This is a genomic window from Pseudomonas quercus (genome assembly GCF_012033695.1).
GTDB lineage: Bacteria > Pseudomonadota > Gammaproteobacteria > Pseudomonadales > Pseudomonadaceae > Aquipseudomonas > Aquipseudomonas quercus.
Genome location: NZ_JAAVJI010000001.1, coordinates 489,304 through 505,327, shown reverse-complemented (window position 1 = coordinate 505,327; position 16,024 = coordinate 489,304). Strand labels below are relative to the sequence as shown.

The following is a 16,024-nucleotide window of genomic DNA, read 5'->3' as shown; positions in this document are numbered from 1 at the left end:
CCCTATCGAATATGGGCCAGCGCGCCAGCAAAGGCCGTAGGCATGCGTGTGCCAAGGCGCCACTCGGCGCCTTGCTGGCCCAGGATACCGGTGTGTGCCAGCCAGGCTTCGAATTCCGGCGCAGGCCGCAGGCCCAACACCTGGCGTACATAGAGCGCATCATGGAACGAGGTGGTCTGGTAATTGAGCATCACATCATCAGACCCGGGGATACCCATAATGAAGTTCACCCCTGCCGTGCCCAACAACGTCATCAGGGTATCCATATCATCCTGATCGGCCTCGGCATGGTTGGTGTAACAGATGTCGCAGCCCATGGGCACACCCAGCAATTTGCCGCAGAAATGGTCTTCCAGGCCGGCGCGGATGATCTGCTTGCCGTTGTAGAGGTACTCGGGGCCAATGAAGCCGACCACAGTATTGACGAGAAAGGGGTTGAAATGCCGTGCGACAGCATAGGCACGCGCTTCGCAGGTCTGCTGGTCTACCCCATGGTGGGCATTGGCCGACAAGGCGCTGCCTTGGCCGGTCTCAAAGTACATGAGGTTGTTGCCCACGGTACCACGCTTGAGGCTCAGCCCCGCGTCGTAACCTTCCTGAAGTACCTTCAGGCTTACACCAAAGCTGGCATTGGCCGCTTCGGTGCCGGCAATGGACTGAAACACCAGGTCCAACGGCGCGCCACGCTCAATGGCAGCAATCGATGACGTTACATGGGTGAGCACACAGGCCTGGGTGGGGATCTCGTAGCGCTGTATCACCCCGTCCAGCATCTTCAGCAGTTCGATGATGGCCGGCAGGCTGTCACTGGCCGGGTTGATACCGAACATGGCATCGCCGTTGCCGTACAACAGCCCGTCCAGCAAGCTGGCGGCGATTCCGGCAGGGTCGTCCGTAGGATGATTGGGCTGCAGCCGGGTCGACATGCGCCCTGCCAGGCCGAGGGTGCCACGAAAGGCCGTCACCACACGCAGCTTGCGCCCTACCAGAATCAGGTCCTGCACCCGCATCAACTTGGACACCGCCGCCGCCATCTCTGGCGTAAGGCCTGGGGCCAGCGCCGCCAGCACCTGGCCGGTGGCGCTTTCGCTGAGCAGCCAGTCGCGAAAGCCGCCCACGGTCAAGTGCCGCACCGGCGCGAAGGCCTGGGCGTCGTGGGTATCGATGATCAGCCGGGTGACCTCATCGGTTTCATACGGGATCACCGCCTCATCAAGGAACTGTGTGAGCGGCACATCAGCCAACGCCATTTGGGCCGCAGCGCGCTCCGCATCGCTGGCAGCGGCGATGCCGGCCAAGGCGTCACCGGAACGTGCCGGGCTGGCCTTGGCCATCAGGCTGCGCAGGTCATCGAATTGCCAGGTCATGCTGCCAATGGTCTGGCTGTACATCGTTCACACCTCGTTAGCTACGACATTGAGCTTAGGTGTGCGACCCCGCACAAACGTGCAGAACATCGCACCTAGTACCATCAATGCCAGAAAGACCAGGGCCACCTGGCCGTTGAACCAGATCATCGCCACCAGGCACACGACAGCCAGGGCTAACGCAATGCCGGGTATTACAGGATAGCCGGGGGCCCGGAAGCTGCGCTCCAGGCCAGGCTCGCTGCGGCGCAGCTTGAACAGGGCCAGCATGCTGACGATGTACATCACAATAGCGCCGAACACCGACATGGTGATCATGGCGGCCGTGAGGCTCATACCTTGCAGGTTGATCAACCCGTCGCTGAAGATGGCCGCGATGCCTACAACGCCTCCGGCAATGATTGCGCGGTGTGGCGTCTGGAATCGGGACAGCTGGGCCAGGGCCGGAGGCAGGAAGCCTGCACGCGCCAATGCGAAGAACTGGCGCGAGTACCCTAGAATGATGCCGTGGAAGCTCGCCACCAGGCCGAACAGCCCGATCCATACCAGCATGTGCATCCAGTTGGAGTTATCACCTACAACCGCCTTCATGGCCTGGGGCAAAGGGTCGTTGATGTTGGAGAGCGTGCGCCAGTCACCCACGCCGCCCGCAAAAATCATCACGCCGATGGCCAGCACCACCAGTGTGAGGATGCCCGCGATATAGGCTTTGGGGATGGTGCGCTTGGGGTCTTTGGCTTCTTCGGCCGCCATGGCTGCGCCTTCGATGGCCAGGAAGAACCAGATGGCGAAAGGAATGGCTGCGAATATCCCGGCCAGTGCACCGGTGCTGAAGGCGTCCTGCCCTGCCCAGCCGCCCAGCGCGAAATTGGCGAAACTGAAGCTGGGCGCTACCACGCCCATGAACACCAGCAGCTCGGCCACGGCCAGCACGGTGACCACCAGTTCAAAGGTAGCGGCAATGCTGACCCCCAGAATATTGAGCGTCATGAACACCAGGTACGCGCCCACCGCCGCCCACTTTGGCTCCAGCGACGGGAACTGCACATTGAGGTAGGCGCCGATTGCCATGGCAATGGCGGGCGGTGCAAACACGAATTCGATCAGGGTGGCCAACCCCGCAATGGTACCCCCCGTAACACCGAACGCACGCAAGCTATAGGCAAAGGGGCCACCAGCATTGGGAATGGCCGTGGTGAGCTCGGTAAAACTGAAAATGAAACAGGTATACATCACGGCGACCAGCAACGTGGTGACTAGAAAGCCCAAGGTGCCTGCTGTTCCCCACCCATAGCTCCACCCAAAGTATTCGCCGGATATAACCAGGCCCACGGCAATGCCCCACAGGTGCAGGGTGCCCAGGGTGGGTTTAAGGGTGTTCGCGCTCATCAGTCACCTTCCTGTGTGTTGGCCGACGTGGTTGTTCCTGAGCATAGCTAGCACGCGGTTACAAAACTTGACCGCAGGCGACGGTGCCCAGGCGCCTGCGGTCAAATCGCTTGCGCCGCCCGGCTACGGGGCATTACAAGGCGCCCATGCACTAGGCTGGGGCTAAAATTGGGCGCGTTAGGGGCCGTAGGCAGGAATGGGTTTTGCTTGAGAACCGATACGCTCACTTAACTGGTAACCAACTGTGACGCATGCCCTTGCCCAGTCCTCCTTGCCCGGCGCCCACCCTCATCAGGGCGTGTTGTCAGCTGCCGCCAGCGGCCTTGACGCGTTCATCACCGAGCATGGGGGCGACCTGGACCGAGTATTGGGCCGGGCCGGCGTAGACCCAGAGCAACTGGTGCATCCCACCATGAGCCTGGCGCTGCCCAACTACTGCCAGGTACTGGAAGAAGCGGCACGCCAGACCGGGTGTGAACACTTTGGCCTACGCTACGGCGAGCAATTCAAACCTCAGGCGCTGGGGTTGCTGGGTTACGTTGGGCTATGTTCACCCACCCTGGAAGCGGCCCTGGCCAACTTCGCCGCAGCCTTCCCCTTCCATCAGCACGACACCTTGATACAACTGGTAGACGCTGGCGACTGTTACCGCTTCGATTACCGGATCACCCATGCCGCTATCCATGAACGGCGCCATGATGCCGAACTGACCATGGGCATGGCCATGAACCTGGTCAGGCATGTGCTAGGGCCGGGCTGGGCGCCGCGCCGCGTACTGCTGGAACATAGCCGCTGGGATAACGGTGAACAGCATCGGGTTGTGTTTGGTGCAGACGTGGCGTTCGACCAGCCCTGCAACGCCTTGGTGATTCCCAAGTCAGACCTTGCCGGGCGGGTGATGCCAGGGAGCGATCCGGTGCTGCTGATGCTGGTCAGGGATGCCATCCGCCAACTCAGTGGCTTGCCCTCCAATGACGGGCTGCCAACCCAGGTTGAAACCGAGATTGCCGCCCAGCTACCCGGCGGCGAGCCTTGCCTGGAGGCGGTGGCCTTGGCTGTCGGCCTGGCACCCACGGCACTGCAACGGCGGTTACGCGATCACCAGTGCAGCTTTACCGAACTGGTCGAGCGTGTTCGGCGCCAGCTGGCACAGCGATACCTGCGCGAAGGCCTCACCTCGGTCACCCGGCTGGCCGCGTTGCTGGGCTACTCGGAAACCAGTGCGTTCTCTCGTGCCTTTCGCCGCTGGCACGGGGTTAGCCCGCGGCAATGGCGCCTGATCAAATAATCACCGTTCTACGCCCAGCCGTTGGTGCCACTCGGCAATGGACTCTTTCGGATACTGGTCAAACGCCTTATCACCAGGCTTGGTAGCGACCTCTACCCAACTGGCCTTGGAGTCCAGCAGTAAATGAGTGTGCTCAGGCGGCACTGGCAGCTCAGTATCAATCGCGCTGGCAAACGGATGGATCAGTTCAGGCCACTCTGGGCTGAACAGCCACAGCGCACTGGCGCAGAGCTTGCAAAAATGCCGCTCCGCACTGCTGGTTGTGTAGCCGCCTTGGCCATCGGGCATGCGTGCATGGTAAACACTGATAGCCTCTTGACCGGTTACCTGCAGCGTTCGGGCGTCACCCCCCAGGTTGATGGCATACCCACCTCCGCCCTGGGTCTTGCGGCAGATGGAGCAATAACAGCGCTGATAGGGGTACGGGTGAGCGCTTTCAAGCTGGAACTTCACAGCGCCGCAGTGGCAGGAACCTTCGAGATGCATGGCGTTCTCCGATAGAGTTTTGAGGGCTAATGCCCCGCTGCAGGTGTGTTCAGGTAACGTGCACTGCCACTGACAAACAGCAGCAGCACGATCAGGCTGGCCAAAGCCCATGACAGGCTAACCCAATGGGCAAGCAGCCCGATGGTGGCCGGGCCTAGCAGGATACCCGCGTAGCCCAGCGACACCATGGCCGGCACCGCCGCGCTTTGGGCCATCCGTTGCTGGCGGCCCACTGCAGAAAAGAGCACGGGCACGATGTTCGAACAACCCGCCCCTACGAGGGCGAAGCCCACCAGCGAGGCCGCCCAGCCTGGCACCAGCACGGCGATGGCCACCCCTACCGCAGCACAGGCCCCTCCGAACAGCACCACGCGAGCCCCGCCCAGGCGATTGACCCAGGCATCCCCGGTCAGCCTGCCGATGGTCATGGTGAGTGCAAAGGCGGCATAGCCCAAGCCGGCCAAGGCAGGGTCCATGTCGCGCACCGACACCAGAAACACCGCGCTCCAGTCCAGCACTGCGCCTTCGGTGAGAAACACGATAAAACACAAGGTGCCCAGAAACAGCACTATGCCCTTGGGTACCGCAAACAGAGGGCCATCGCGCTCAGAGCCCTGTGCTAGCAATGCATGGCCCGCGTACCCGAGCCCTATCAGTACCAGTACCACGACGACACCCGTGGCAGAAAGGGGTGTGAGCCCCAGGCTGAGCAATGCCGTCATACCTGCGGCACCCGCAATGCCACCTACGCTGTACATGCCGTGAAAGCCGGACATGACAGCTTTGTCACCGGCTTTCTCGACCAGTACGGCCTGAATGTTCATAGCGCAATCGAGCAGGCCCATGGAGGCGCCGAACAGTGCCAGCGTAAGCCCCAGCGTCAAGGCACTGGGTGCCACCGCCAATAAGGGAAGGAGTAAACAAAGCAACAGCGCAGCGAGCACGATGGTCCAGCGGCAACCCCGGTGGGCGGTCAGGTAACCGGCAAAGGGCATGGCGAGAATGGAGCCGCCCCCCAGCCCTAGCAACAGCACGCCCAACGTGCCGTCGTCCAGGCCGGCACGTGCCTTGGCCAGCGGCACCAGCGGTGCCCAGGCAGCCATCACAAAGCCTGCAATGAAAAAGGCGACACGGGTAGACACACGTTGCGGGCGCCCTACCGGAGCGGCAACAAAAGCAGTACTGGCAGTCATGAAGTCATGGATCCGGCATGGAAGACCGCCCTACCTTGCCGACCGTGGTAGGTAAAAGCAAGGTGATAGCGCTGCGTGAGAAAGGTTTCCCACACGGCGCCAGCCTGCGCCTGTCAGGTGATAGGCGCGGGGTTGAACAGCACAATGTCATTGTGAAGCTTGTGCTTCTCGGCCCAGGTCTGTTCACGGCCGCTGGCCACGTCCAGGTAGTAGTGGAACAGCTCCCACCCTAGCTCCTCGATGGTTGCACGGCCGGTGGCAACCACACCTGCATCGACGTCGATCAGGTCTGGCCAGCGTTGGGCCAGCTCCGTGCGAGTCGATACCTTTACCACAGGGGCCATGGCCAAGCCATAAGGGGTACCCCGGCCGGTGGTGAACACGTGGAGGTTCATGCCTGCAGCCAACTGCAAGGTGCCGCACACGAAATCACTGGCTGGGGTAGCGCAGTAGATCAGGCCTTTGCCCGTCACGCGTTCACCTGGCCCCACTACGCCATTAATGGCCGAGCTGCCTGACTTCACGATGGAACCGAGGGATTTTTCAACGATGTTGGATAACCCGCCCTTCTTGTTACCGGGGGTGGTATTGGCACTGCGGTCTGCGGCACCCTGGTCGAGGTAACGGTCATACCAATCCATCTCCCGTACAAGCGCCTGCGCCACCTCAGGGGTCTCGGCCCGTGAGGTCAGCATGTAGATCGCATCCCGTACCTCGGTGACTTCGGAGAACATCACCGTGGCACCGGCGCGAATCAGCAGGTCCGAGGCAAAGCCCAGCGCTGGGTTGGCAGTGATGCCGGAGAAGGCATCGCTGCCTCCACATTGCATGCCCAATATCAGCTCAGAAGCCGGTACGGTTTCACGGCGGCGCAGGTTGAGCTTTTCCAGGCGGGTTTCTGCCAGTGCCATGATCTGCTCGATCATTTCCCCAAACCCGTGGCTGGCGTCCTGCAAGCGGTACAGCCACGGCTCGCTCAAGTCCACAGACGGGTCATTGTCATGCATCACCTGCCCGGCTTGGAGCTTCTCGCAACCCAGGCTGATTACCAAGGCTTCACCGCCCAGGTTTGGGTTGCGTGCCAGGTTGCGCACCGTGCGAATAGGGATATAGGCATCCCGGGCATTGATGGCTACGCCACACCCATAACTGTGGGTCAGGGCGACCACGTCGTCTACGTAGGGGTAGCGCGGCAGCAGCTCGTTGCGAATGCGCTTAACGGCGTGGTCCAGCACACCCGTCACGCACTGTACGGTGGTGGTGATGCCCAAAATGTTTCGGGTCCCTACCGTGCCATCGGCGTTGCGGTAGCCTTCGAACGTAAAGCCCTCAAGCGGCGGCAGCGGCGAAGGCACGGCATCGGACATGGGCAAGCTGCCCAGCGGGGGCGCCGAAGGCATCGCCAGCTGTGTCTCCTTGACCCAACTCCCACGCCGCAGGCCCTCGAGCGCATAGCCGATGACCTGCCCATAGCGCCGTACCTCTGCGCCTTTGGGAATATCCACCAACGCCACTTTATGGCTTTGCGGGATACCTTCAACCGTGGTCAGGCCGTCCGGGAAAACGCTGCCTTCGGCAACGCCCTGGTCGTTCACGACCACCACCACGTTGTCCGCCGGGTGCAAGCGCACATAGCGTGGGGAGTCGGAGTGTTCAATCAACTGCGTCATGGGGTTAGCCCCTTGTAATGTCGTCATCAGGCTTGCACAGGTTGCGTTTCAGTCAGTGGCCGCCCTTCGCTGTCGCGCAATTGCACGCGGCGGATAGGCCCCACGATCACCAGGTAGCTGAACACGGCCAGCAGCGCATTGGCGCCCACATAGACCAGTGCCCATTTGAAGGACCCGGTGGTTGAAATCAGATAGCCAATCACGATGGGCGTGGTGATGGAGGCAATGTTACCGAACATGTTGAACAAGCCGCCGCTGATACCGGCGATCTGCTTAGGCGACGTATCGGACATCACAGCCCAGCCCAAGGCACCGACGCCTTTGCCGAAGAAGGCCAACGCCATCAGTGCCACCACTAGCCAGTCCAGCGCTACGTAGTTGCACAGCACCATGGTGGTGGACAGCAACAAGCCGCACACGATAGGTAGTTTGCGAGCAAAGGTCAGGGAATGGCCACGGCGCAGCAGCCAGTCCGAGATCACCCCGCCCAGCACGCCACCGATAAACCCGCATATAGCAGGAAGCGAGGCGACAAAGCCGGCTTTGAGAATGGTCATGCCACGCTCCTGTACCAGGTACACCGGGAACCAGGTCAGGAAGAAATAGGTGATACCGTTAATGCAGTACTGGCCCAGGTAGATGCCCAACATCATGCGGCTGGACAGCAGCTGGCGAACGTAGCCCCACTGCGGGCCGCTTTTCTTTTTGCCAGCCTGGTCCATATCTACCACGCCACCGTTGTCAGCGATGTGGCGGTATTCCTGCTCTCCGATCAGCGGGTGCTGAGCAGGGTTGTGCAGGAATTTCATCCAGACCGCTGTAAACAGCACGCCCAAGCCGCCCATTACGATGAACACATGCTCCCACCCCCAAGCGTGCACGATCCAGCCCATGAGCGGGGCGAACAACACAGTGGCAAAGTATTGTGCGGAGTTGAAGATCGCCGAGGCTGTCCCCCGCTCAGCCGTAGGAAACCAGGCGGCCACGATCCGGGCATTACCGGGGAACGACGGTGCTTCGGCGAAACCCACCAGAAAACGCAAGGTAAACAACGCCATCACCGCCGTGGCGACCGGCATAAAGCCTACAAACCCCTGAAGAATGGTGAACAGCGACCATGTGAAGATACTGAACGCATATACCCTTTTGGAGCCGAACCGGTCCAGCAGCCAACCACCTGGGATTTGCCCGGCGACATAGGCCCAGCCAAACGCCGAGAAGATGAAGCCAAGAGTAAGGGCATCGATGCCAAGGTCTTTCTGAATGGTGGAGCCGGCGATCGAAATCGTTGCGCGGTCGGCGTAGTTGATCGTCGTGACCACGAACAACAGAAACAGAATCAGATAACGCACATGCGTTTTCTTGTTGGCATGCATGCTGGACACTCCCACTTTTTATCGTTATGCGGGCTACCACCTCAGGCGGGTGGCAGATAGTGCTACGTTATCGTACAAGATGAGATTTAACTAGCCCAGATTCGCAGGTTTCTTGTTCAGCACCGGGCCATTACCTGGCTTTATTAGGTTAGGTTGTCCGACAGCTGATTTATATCTTGAAAAAACGCTGTCGCTGAAGGCAAGCCAGACATCGTTCTTACAGATCGGTTCCCGACTTTTTTCTGGACAGCGATGAAAGGCAGGGATAAGGTTTCTCTACCGAACGGCGCCATGGAGGCGTCGCGGTGCAATTGGACTGCAAGCGAGGTGGCGTTATGAGAACCAGGTGCTGGCTGGCGCTCGTTATGAGCTATCCACTGGTAAGTGGCTGCGCCCATGGCTCTGCCTTGGAGTACACCGCTTTCTCGGAGGGCGGCGGCGTGCCTCAGGGCGACTATGCAGGCCTGACGAAATTCACGCTGGCTCGCACACTGCTCCTAGTGCAGGCTGACAAAGCAGGGGTTGCGTCAGTGAGCGCGGTGCCCTCTGAAGCAGCAGGCGAAGGCACGGACTACGGCGTGAAACCATTGCATAGCCCAGGCAAGTTCGCACTTCAACTCACCAAGCTCCCCAACTCCAACCTGGTTCGTTCCGTTAGCCTAGGCGTACCCGCCAGCCCTGCGGGCCTAACACTACCTCAGGTCACGCCTGCTCTGGATGAACCTGCTGTGGGTGCAAAAGCACCCAATAAGGGACTTTCCATGGCGCTGGATATGCAGTCACTGCTCCGGGACCCACAACCAGGGCCGTTATCCCGTGCCGGCGTGGCAAGCAGCAACCACCGCACCCTTGCCTTTGAAGTGGCGTTCGATGGCGTGCCTGCTGACGCCATTCCCACGCGCCAACTGGACTTGCACCGGGCTGGCAACCTGTATTTCTATTCAGCCTGCCGTACAGCCACCCTTACCTTTCTGACACCGCCATTCACAGGGCAGCGGTTCACGGTCACTATTGCCGACCCCAACTACGTACAGACCATTGCCTTGGCGCCGGGGCAACGCGTAAGCAGCCATGTGGGCTGCGGGGTGGACGTTACCACGCCTGTAGCAGGTGGCAGCCAAGGTGAAGCAGGTAATCCCCTACGCCTTACGGCGTTTGACCAGCAGAGAGTGCAGGCTCAAAACCTTATAGCGGCCTGGGTTACCCGGCCCGTGGAAAGCGTCGAGCGTGCATTAGCGGCCACAAGCTCCAAAGGCGCAGGCAAGACCGGGATACGTAGGGCAGGTCGCACCCCTAACCGCCCGGAAGTGGCCAAGGTGCCCAACCTGCAGCGCCCAATTGATACCAACGCGGTCGACAAACCTCAGAATGCCTTGCGCAATACTGAAATCCGCTTGCCAGCGACAGACAAGCGGCAGTCTTTCACTTTCTAAAGGCCATAGGCTCACGCTGGGTCAGTGAGCGGCTGCTCCGGCTTCAGGTTGCCAGACTGATCACTGTCGCCCTCATCCTGCTGCGGCTCGGTGCCGTATTCGTCGTAGTCATCCGGCAATTGTGTAGGCTGGTACACGGGCTGTTCTGGCGTGGTCATGGCTGCTTCCTTTTTGATAGGTATTCATGGCTTTGAGGGACGAGGAGCCGCCTGGGTTCATTCGCACGCTAATGCGATGGCCGCGCCGATTCCCTCTACACTGGTGTAAGGCCACTTTCAGCATGTCGCAACCTGGAGCCCGCATGACACAAACCACCCGAGGCACAGACGCCCTGTTAGAGACGCTGTACGCGGGGATCATCGAGGCACATGCAACCATTCGCCCTGCCGTAGCCGTGACCCCCCTGGCCTACAGTGAGCGCTTCTCGGCAGCCACTGGCTGCCAGGTCTACCTCAAATGCGAGCATCAGCAACACACCGGCTCGTTCAAGTACAGGGGTGCCTATAACAAGCTTCGACTGCTGTCCCGTGAAGACAGGGCTCGGGGCGTAGTCGCGGCCACTTCAGGGAACCACGGGCAGGCGGTAGCGCTCGCCGCCAGGCTGGCTCAGGTCAGCGCCACTGTCTATACCTCTGCAGGCACGTCGCCCTACAAGCTGGAAGCCATGCGTGCACTTGGCGCAACGGTGGTTACCGTACCGGGCGAGTCGCTGGAAGCTGAGCTGGAGGCCGTGCGGCAGGCGGCCTTGCAAGGCAGGCCTTATATTTCTCCTTATAATGACATGGACGTGATCGCCGGCCAGGGAACCGTTGGGGTTGAAATACATGAACAGCAGCCACAGGTGGACGCCGTGTTCGCCGCCATCGGCGGCGGCGGCCTGGTCTCCGGCATCGGCACAGTGCTGTCCCGGCTCAACCCCAACGCCCAGATCATCGGTTGCTGGCCGGAACAGTCGGCAGCCATGTACCACTCGCTCAAGGCAGGGCACATTTACCCCGTCCCACAGGGCGACACTTTAGCCAGTGGGTCTGCTGGCAATATCTACCCAGGGGCCATTACATTCGATCTGTGCCAGCGCCTATTGAGCCGCAGCGTATTGGTCACCGAAGAAGAAATCCGCTGGGCAATGAAAGCGGTCGCTGTCGACGAGCATTGGATCATCGAAGGCGCTGCGGGTGTGTCCTTGGCAGGTGCTTTGAAGGTAGCCCGGACGATGCCAGGCAAACGCTTGGTGGTCGTCCTGTGCGGGCGAAATGTGGACTGGCCTGTGTTCCTGAAAGCTGTGTCATGAGGGTGGGAACTGAGTACCAGGCCTCATAAGTGTGAGGCCAGGGAACTCATACACCTCCTAGAACATGGCCTCGACTTGCGTCAGCACCGCCCTGTCCATCTGCCCCGTGTGCACGTGCAAGGTCACATAGCTTTGCAGCATGTCCAGCTTGGCATTGAGCAGGTCACGGCGTGCTTCGAACAGGCGCTGCTGAGCATCCAGGATGTCCACGGTAGAGCGTACCCCGCCCTGGAAACCCTTCTCCGTGGAAACCAAGGCGCGCTGGTTGGACTCTACGGCCCGCTGGGTAGCGCGGCACTTGGCATAACCGGCTACCACGCCTGCATAAGCGGTTTCCACGTCTTCAGATAGCTGCTGGCGCTGGGCGTCGGCGTCTGCCTCGGCCCCTGCCAATGCCTCGGTTGCGCGGCGCACCGACGCACTGGTAGACCCACCTCGGTACAGCGGAATATCCAGGGCCAGGCCAACGTAATAACTGTCTTGCCGAGGCGACAATTCCTGGTACTGCGAGTTTTCACGGCGTGTGAGCTGTGACGTAAGCGACAGCGTCGGGTAATGCCCGGCGCGCTCGGATTGCGCCTGGGTCTCAGCCACTTTCACCTGTGCCATGCGGGCAGCCAGCTCAGGGCTGGCATCTCTGGCCAGGTTGGTCCAGTACGTGAGGTCATGGGCATCGGTCAGCGGGTTGAATTCTGGAGGCATTTCCCGCATGGGCGTGATCTCCAGCAATGGCAGGCTGCCCCGGCCGGAAAGCGTGCGCAAGGCGGCGATACGCTGAGCCTGGTTTTCAGCCTCTTGAGCTTCTACCAAGTCGTAACGCGCACGGGCCTCGTCTACATCAGTGATTGCACCCTGCCCCTTATCGAAGAGGCGCTGGCTTTGCTGGACCAAGCCGGAGATGGCCGCTTTTTGCTGGGCGATCAACTTGAGCTCGTTTTCTACCCGGGCAACTGCGAAGTAGGCTTTGGCTACGCGGTCGAACAAGGCCTGGCTGGCGACATCATATTGAACCTCGCCCAACTCGCCGCGGGCTTTGCCTTGCTCGTAGGCAGCCCAGCGGCCCTTATCGTAAATAGGCTGCTGGGCAATCAAGGACATACTGTTGGACTGGTAGTCATCACTGTCTACATAGCTGGAGTCCGTCCCGCCGTCGGTTCGCCCACCCTTGCCATACCGGCCGCTCAGGGAAAGCTGAGGTAACAGCCCGCCTCTACCAATCGCTTCCTCGTTTTGGGCGGCTCGATGGGCAAAGTCGGCCGAGCGCATGACCGGATCATTCAAGCGAGAAGCGTCGTACAGCTGCAACAGTGTCAGGTGATCGGGCTCAGGGGTTTGTGCCTGGGCCGATACGGCCAGGCACAGCAACGCAAGCGCAGGCCAGCGGTTCCTCATCATTCTTCCTTGAAAGCGGCAAGCAAGCGCTCGCGCAAAGGCTTCATCAAATAGTTGACCAAGGTGCGCTCACCCGTGATCACCGTCACATCGGCCATCATGCCAGGCTTGACCGGCAGGCCACTGGCTTGCAGCTTGGGCAACGTGTCGGTCGGCAGGTTGACCTTGGCCGAGAAGTACGGCTGATGCGTTTGCTCATCGATCAGCTGGTCAGCGGACACGGTGGCTACCGTTCCCGTCACCGTTGGGGTGTCCACGCGCTGCAGTGCGGTGAAATGCACCTGAACCGGCAGGCCAGGGTGGAGCTTGTTCGCCAGCATCGGCGGGAAGCGTGCGGTAATCGCCAGAGGTGTATCCCCAGGAACGACCTCCATCAATGCCTGCCCTGCCGTAGCCACGCCACCGATGGTATGCACCTTCAGGTTCATCACTTCGCCACCCACAGGCGCATGCAACGAACCGTTGTCCACTTCGAATTCCAAGGCACGGATCTGATCGGCATAGCCAGACGCTTCGGCTGCCACATCGCTCAGCTGGCTTTCAGCATCGCGCCGAAACTCTTGTTCCTGCTGCATCGCTTTGAGCTTGCTCTCATTGATGGACTGTTCGGTCTTGCCGATGTCCCCAATGGACGAAGCAATCTGGCCCGACAGCTGTGCAGTGTTGCGCTCGGCTTCAAACAGCTTGGCACGCGGCACATACCCTTCCTTGGCCAGGTCGCGCAGCCCCGTGAGCTCCTCCTTCTGAAAGCTCATCTGCGCATCGTAATTGCCCTTCACCTGTTGATACGCGCGCAGTTGCTGGCTTAGCGACGCCACTTCGTGGTCCACGATACCCTGGCGGCTAGCCAGTTCGGACTTGCGGGTCTGGAACAGGTTCTGCTGCAGCGCCATGGCCGCCTTTGCCCGCGGGTCGTCGGCGTGCGCCAGCAGGTCTTCTGGCCACACGATACTGTCCTGGCGCAAGCGCTCCGCAGTCAACCGGGCTTCGGTCGCCCGTGCGGTCAACAATTTGCCGAGAGTCACTTGCAACTGAGACCGGGCCTGTACCGTATTCAACTGCACCAGCAGTTGGCCAGCGGTCACCTGATCGCCTTCGCTGACCAGAATTTTTTCCACCACACCCCCCACCAAGGGCTGGACGGTTTTACGTTCCCCCGACACCACCACGGTGCCCTGCCCGACCATGCCTTGATCCAGCGGCGCCAGAAAGGCCCAGAGGAAAAATCCGCCCAGCGCAATCAACAGGAACCACAAGCCCTTGCGCGCAGTACCTGCCGCATCGGCATTGGCCGTGTCATTAGCCAAGGGAGTCACCGGCGCCAGTGGGCGCCGCGCCGTTACATCACGCATCAGAACGCGCCTCTTTTACCGGGGTAGGACCGCTAGCAGGCGGCAGAACCGCTTTGAGCACTTGATCGCGGCTGCCGAACAGCTGCTGGCGACCGTCGGCCAGTACCAGAATCTTGTCGACCACACCTAGCACACTGGGCCGGTGCGTGATCATGATGATAGTGCTACCCGCCGTTTTAAGGGCGCGCAACGCGTGCACAAGCGCTTGCTCACCGGCTTCGTCCAGGTTGGAGTTCGGCTCGTCCAGCACAATGAGCGCTGGCTGACCAAACACGGCGCGAGCCAAGCCTATACGCTGCTTCTGGCCACCAGACAGGCCATGCCCCCCTGGGCCCAGCACGGTGTCGTAACCTTGGGGAAAGCGCAGGATCATTTCATGGATACCTGCATGGCGCGCAGCCTCAATGATCGGCTCTGAGGCCAGGTCTCCAAACCGGGCAATGTTCTCGGCGATACTGCCATCAAACAGCTCGATATCCTGAGGCAAGTACCCAAGGTGTGGCCCCAGCGCTTCGGGCGCCCATTGATCCAAGGGTGCACCGTCGAGGCGTACGGCGCCTTCGACCGTGGGCCAGATACCGACCAGCGCACGCGCCAGCGTGGACTTGCCCGACGCGCTCGGCCCAATCACCGCCAGTATTTCGCCTTTAGCCAGCTGGAAGTCCACACCCCGCACAATGGCTTCCTGTGCGCCCGGGGCTTTTATCTGAAGCTTTTCTACCTTGATAGCACCCGTGGGCGGTGGCAATGCCATGGGCGGAACTGCTTCGGGTTCTTCTGCGAGCAGGTTGCTCAGGCGCTGGTAGCTTTGGCGCGCCCCGACGAATTGTTTCCAGGACCCGATGGCCACTTCCACAGGCGCCAGCGCACGGCCTAGTAACAGCGACATGGCAATCATCATGCCCCCGGAGATCTGCCCTTCCAGTACCAACAAGGCCCCTAACCCCAAGGACAGCGACTGTGCGGCAATACGCACGAACCGGGTCATGGCGCTGATGCGCGCGCCCCGGTCGCTGGCAACCGCTTGGGAAGCAATCATGCCTTGCTGCAACCAGCTCCACCGCTTGCGCAACGCTGGCAGCATGCCCATGGCTTGAATCACTTCGGCGTTATGCAAGCTGCTGTTCACGTACAGGTTGGCTTTCATGGCCAACCCATTGGCCTGCGCCAGGCTGGGGCGGGTAGAAAGCTCCCCCCATAGCGCCAACCCTACCAGGGTGAGGGCCACCACCAGTGACAACACCCCGAACCAGGGGTGGAACAGAAAAGCGATCACCATGAACACCGGCAGCCACGGCGCATCCAGCATGGCCAGCAACCCCTGGCCGGTGATGAACTGGCGCACCTGCGTGAGGTCGCTGAACACCTGGGCGGGGTTGCTATCGGCCTTGCGCAAGCTTCGGGAAAACGCAGCATCGAACAGGCGCTGTGCCAGCCCGGCATCGATACCCGCACTCATACGAATCATGACCTGCCCGCGCAACCATTCGATGACCCCGCTGAGCATGAACAGGCCCATGGCAATCAGGGTCAGCATTATCAGCGTCGTTTCGTTACGGCTGGTGAGTACGCGGTCGTACACTTGCATCATGTACAGGGAAGGCACCAGCACCAACAGGTTGATCACCCCGCTGAACACCGCCAGTGACCAGAAGACCCGACGGTACTTAAGCAAAGCGGCGTCGATATCATTGCGGGGATCAAGTGTCAGGCGCATCAAAAGTGTACCGAGTGTGAAAACCGAGTCTCAGACCATGAATAAGCGAAGTCATTCCGCCATCATTGGT

At 60.6% G+C, this 16,024-nt stretch carries 13 protein-coding genes; 3 read left to right on the top strand and 10 right to left on the bottom strand.

Features of this window, described 5'->3' with window-relative positions; genetic code table 11:
- Window positions 1-2: 2 nt before the first annotated feature.
- Window positions 3-1,391 carry an ethanolamine ammonia-lyase subunit EutB gene (locus HBH25_RS02230; protein WP_168081054.1) on the bottom strand — a complete coding sequence of 463 codons (1,389 nt, stop codon included), beginning with the start codon at window positions 1,389-1,391 and terminating at the stop codon, window positions 3-5.
- 3 nt (window positions 1,392-1,394) lie between these two features.
- The gene (eat, locus tag HBH25_RS02225) at window positions 1,395-2,756 is read right to left on the bottom strand and encodes an ethanolamine permease (RefSeq protein ID WP_168081052.1); all 1,362 of its coding nucleotides are present in this window, start codon (window positions 2,754-2,756) and stop codon (window positions 1,395-1,397) included.
- 244 nt (window positions 2,757-3,000) lie between these two features.
- Between eat and qhpR the strand changes: the two genes are divergently transcribed.
- A complete protein-coding gene (gene qhpR / locus HBH25_RS02220; protein WP_168081050.1) occupies window positions 3,001-4,044 on the top strand; it encodes an AraC-like transcriptional regulator QhpR in 1,044 nt (347 codons plus the stop codon).
- Here qhpR and HBH25_RS02215 read toward each other — a convergent pair whose 3' ends face one another.
- The 4 genes from HBH25_RS02215 to HBH25_RS02200 all read right to left on the bottom strand — a co-directional run bounded on the left by HBH25_RS02215 (window position 4,045) and on the right by HBH25_RS02200 (window position 8,769).
- A complete protein-coding gene (locus HBH25_RS02215; RefSeq protein WP_168081048.1) occupies window positions 4,045-4,530 on the bottom strand; it encodes a GFA family protein in 486 nt (161 codons plus the stop codon).
- Between the two features lie 26 nt (window positions 4,531-4,556).
- Window positions 4,557-5,723 (bottom strand): MFS transporter, encoded by a 1,167-nt coding sequence (locus tag HBH25_RS02210; protein ID WP_168081046.1) that lies wholly within the window; start codon window positions 5,721-5,723, stop codon window positions 4,557-4,559.
- 113 nt (window positions 5,724-5,836) lie between these two features.
- Window positions 5,837-7,393 (bottom strand): galactarate dehydratase, encoded by a 1,557-nt coding sequence (garD, locus tag HBH25_RS02205; RefSeq protein ID WP_168081044.1) that lies wholly within the window; start codon window positions 7,391-7,393, stop codon window positions 5,837-5,839.
- Window positions 7,394-7,419: 26 nt separating this feature from the next.
- A complete protein-coding gene (locus tag HBH25_RS02200; protein ID WP_168081042.1) occupies window positions 7,420-8,769 on the bottom strand; it encodes an MFS transporter in 1,350 nt (449 codons plus the stop codon).
- A 365-nt stretch (window positions 8,770-9,134) separates the two neighbouring features.
- Here HBH25_RS02200 and HBH25_RS02195 point away from each other — a divergent pair, with 365 nt between their 5' ends.
- Window positions 9,135-10,202 carry a hypothetical protein gene (locus HBH25_RS02195; RefSeq protein ID WP_168081040.1) on the top strand — a complete coding sequence of 356 codons (1,068 nt, stop codon included), beginning with the start codon at window positions 9,135-9,137 and terminating at the stop codon, window positions 10,200-10,202.
- An 11-nt stretch (window positions 10,203-10,213) separates the two neighbouring features.
- On the opposite strand, the gene HBH25_RS02190 is transcribed toward HBH25_RS02195, so the two are convergent.
- Window positions 10,214-10,360 (bottom strand): hypothetical protein, encoded by a 147-nt coding sequence (locus HBH25_RS02190; RefSeq protein ID WP_168081038.1) that lies wholly within the window; start codon window positions 10,358-10,360, stop codon window positions 10,214-10,216.
- Between the two features lie 143 nt (window positions 10,361-10,503).
- On the opposite strand from HBH25_RS02190, the gene HBH25_RS02185 reads away from it, so the two are divergent.
- Entirely contained in the window at window positions 10,504-11,493 is a 990-nt protein-coding gene (locus HBH25_RS02185) for a threonine/serine dehydratase (protein ID WP_168081036.1), read from the top strand.
- A gap of 57 nt (window positions 11,494-11,550) precedes the next feature.
- Here HBH25_RS02185 and HBH25_RS02180 read toward each other — a convergent pair whose 3' ends face one another.
- From HBH25_RS02180 to HBH25_RS02170, 3 genes are read right to left on the bottom strand one after another with little or no spacing between them, the layout of a single operon-like run.
- Window positions 11,551-12,885 carry a TolC family outer membrane protein gene (locus HBH25_RS02180; protein ID WP_229631778.1) on the bottom strand — a complete coding sequence of 445 codons (1,335 nt, stop codon included), beginning with the start codon at window positions 12,883-12,885 and terminating at the stop codon, window positions 11,551-11,553.
- Complete coding sequence (locus tag HBH25_RS02175; protein ID WP_168081032.1) at window positions 12,885-14,237, bottom strand: HlyD family type I secretion periplasmic adaptor subunit; 1,353 nt, start codon at window positions 14,235-14,237, stop codon at window positions 12,885-12,887. Before HBH25_RS02175 ends, HBH25_RS02180 begins: the two co-directional genes overlap by 1 nt.
- Complete coding sequence (locus HBH25_RS02170) at window positions 14,230-15,954, bottom strand: type I secretion system permease/ATPase (RefSeq protein ID WP_168081030.1); 1,725 nt, start codon at window positions 15,952-15,954, stop codon at window positions 14,230-14,232. Before HBH25_RS02170 ends, HBH25_RS02175 begins: the two co-directional genes overlap by 8 nt.
- Between the last annotated feature and the right edge of the window lie 70 nt (window positions 15,955-16,024).

What these genes read in the sequence shown, in the direction of transcription:
- HBH25_RS02230 (WP_168081054.1), bottom strand. Translation starts at nt 1,391, where the DNA reads ATGTACAGCCAGACCATTGGCAGCATGACCTGGCAATTCGATGACCTG.
- eat (WP_168081052.1), bottom strand. Translation starts at nt 2,756, where the DNA reads ATGAGCGCGAACACCCTTAAACCCACCCTGGGCACCCTGCACCTGTGG.
- HBH25_RS02215 (WP_168081048.1), bottom strand. Translation starts at nt 4,530, where the DNA reads ATGCATCTCGAAGGTTCCTGCCACTGCGGCGCTGTGAAGTTCCAGCTT.
- HBH25_RS02210 (WP_168081046.1), bottom strand. Translation starts at nt 5,723, where the DNA reads ATGACTGCCAGTACTGCTTTTGTTGCCGCTCCGGTAGGGCGCCCGCAA.
- garD (WP_168081044.1), bottom strand. Translation starts at nt 7,393, where the DNA reads ATGACGCAGTTGATTGAACACTCCGACTCCCCACGCTATGTGCGCTTG.
- HBH25_RS02200 (WP_168081042.1), bottom strand. Translation starts at nt 8,769, where the DNA reads ATGCATGCCAACAAGAAAACGCATGTGCGTTATCTGATTCTGTTTCTG.
- HBH25_RS02195 (WP_168081040.1), top strand. Translation starts at nt 9,135, where the DNA reads ATGAGCTATCCACTGGTAAGTGGCTGCGCCCATGGCTCTGCCTTGGAG.
- HBH25_RS02190 (WP_168081038.1), bottom strand. Translation starts at nt 10,360, where the DNA reads ATGACCACGCCAGAACAGCCCGTGTACCAGCCTACACAATTGCCGGAT.
- HBH25_RS02185 (WP_168081036.1), top strand. Translation starts at nt 10,504, where the DNA reads ATGACACAAACCACCCGAGGCACAGACGCCCTGTTAGAGACGCTGTAC.
- HBH25_RS02180 (WP_229631778.1), bottom strand. Translation starts at nt 12,885, where the DNA reads ATGAGGAACCGCTGGCCTGCGCTTGCGTTGCTGTGCCTGGCCGTATCG.
- HBH25_RS02175 (WP_168081032.1), bottom strand. Translation starts at nt 14,237, where the DNA reads ATGCGTGATGTAACGGCGCGGCGCCCACTGGCGCCGGTGACTCCCTTG.
- HBH25_RS02170 (WP_168081030.1), bottom strand. Translation starts at nt 15,954, where the DNA reads ATGCGCCTGACACTTGATCCCCGCAATGATATCGACGCCGCTTTGCTT.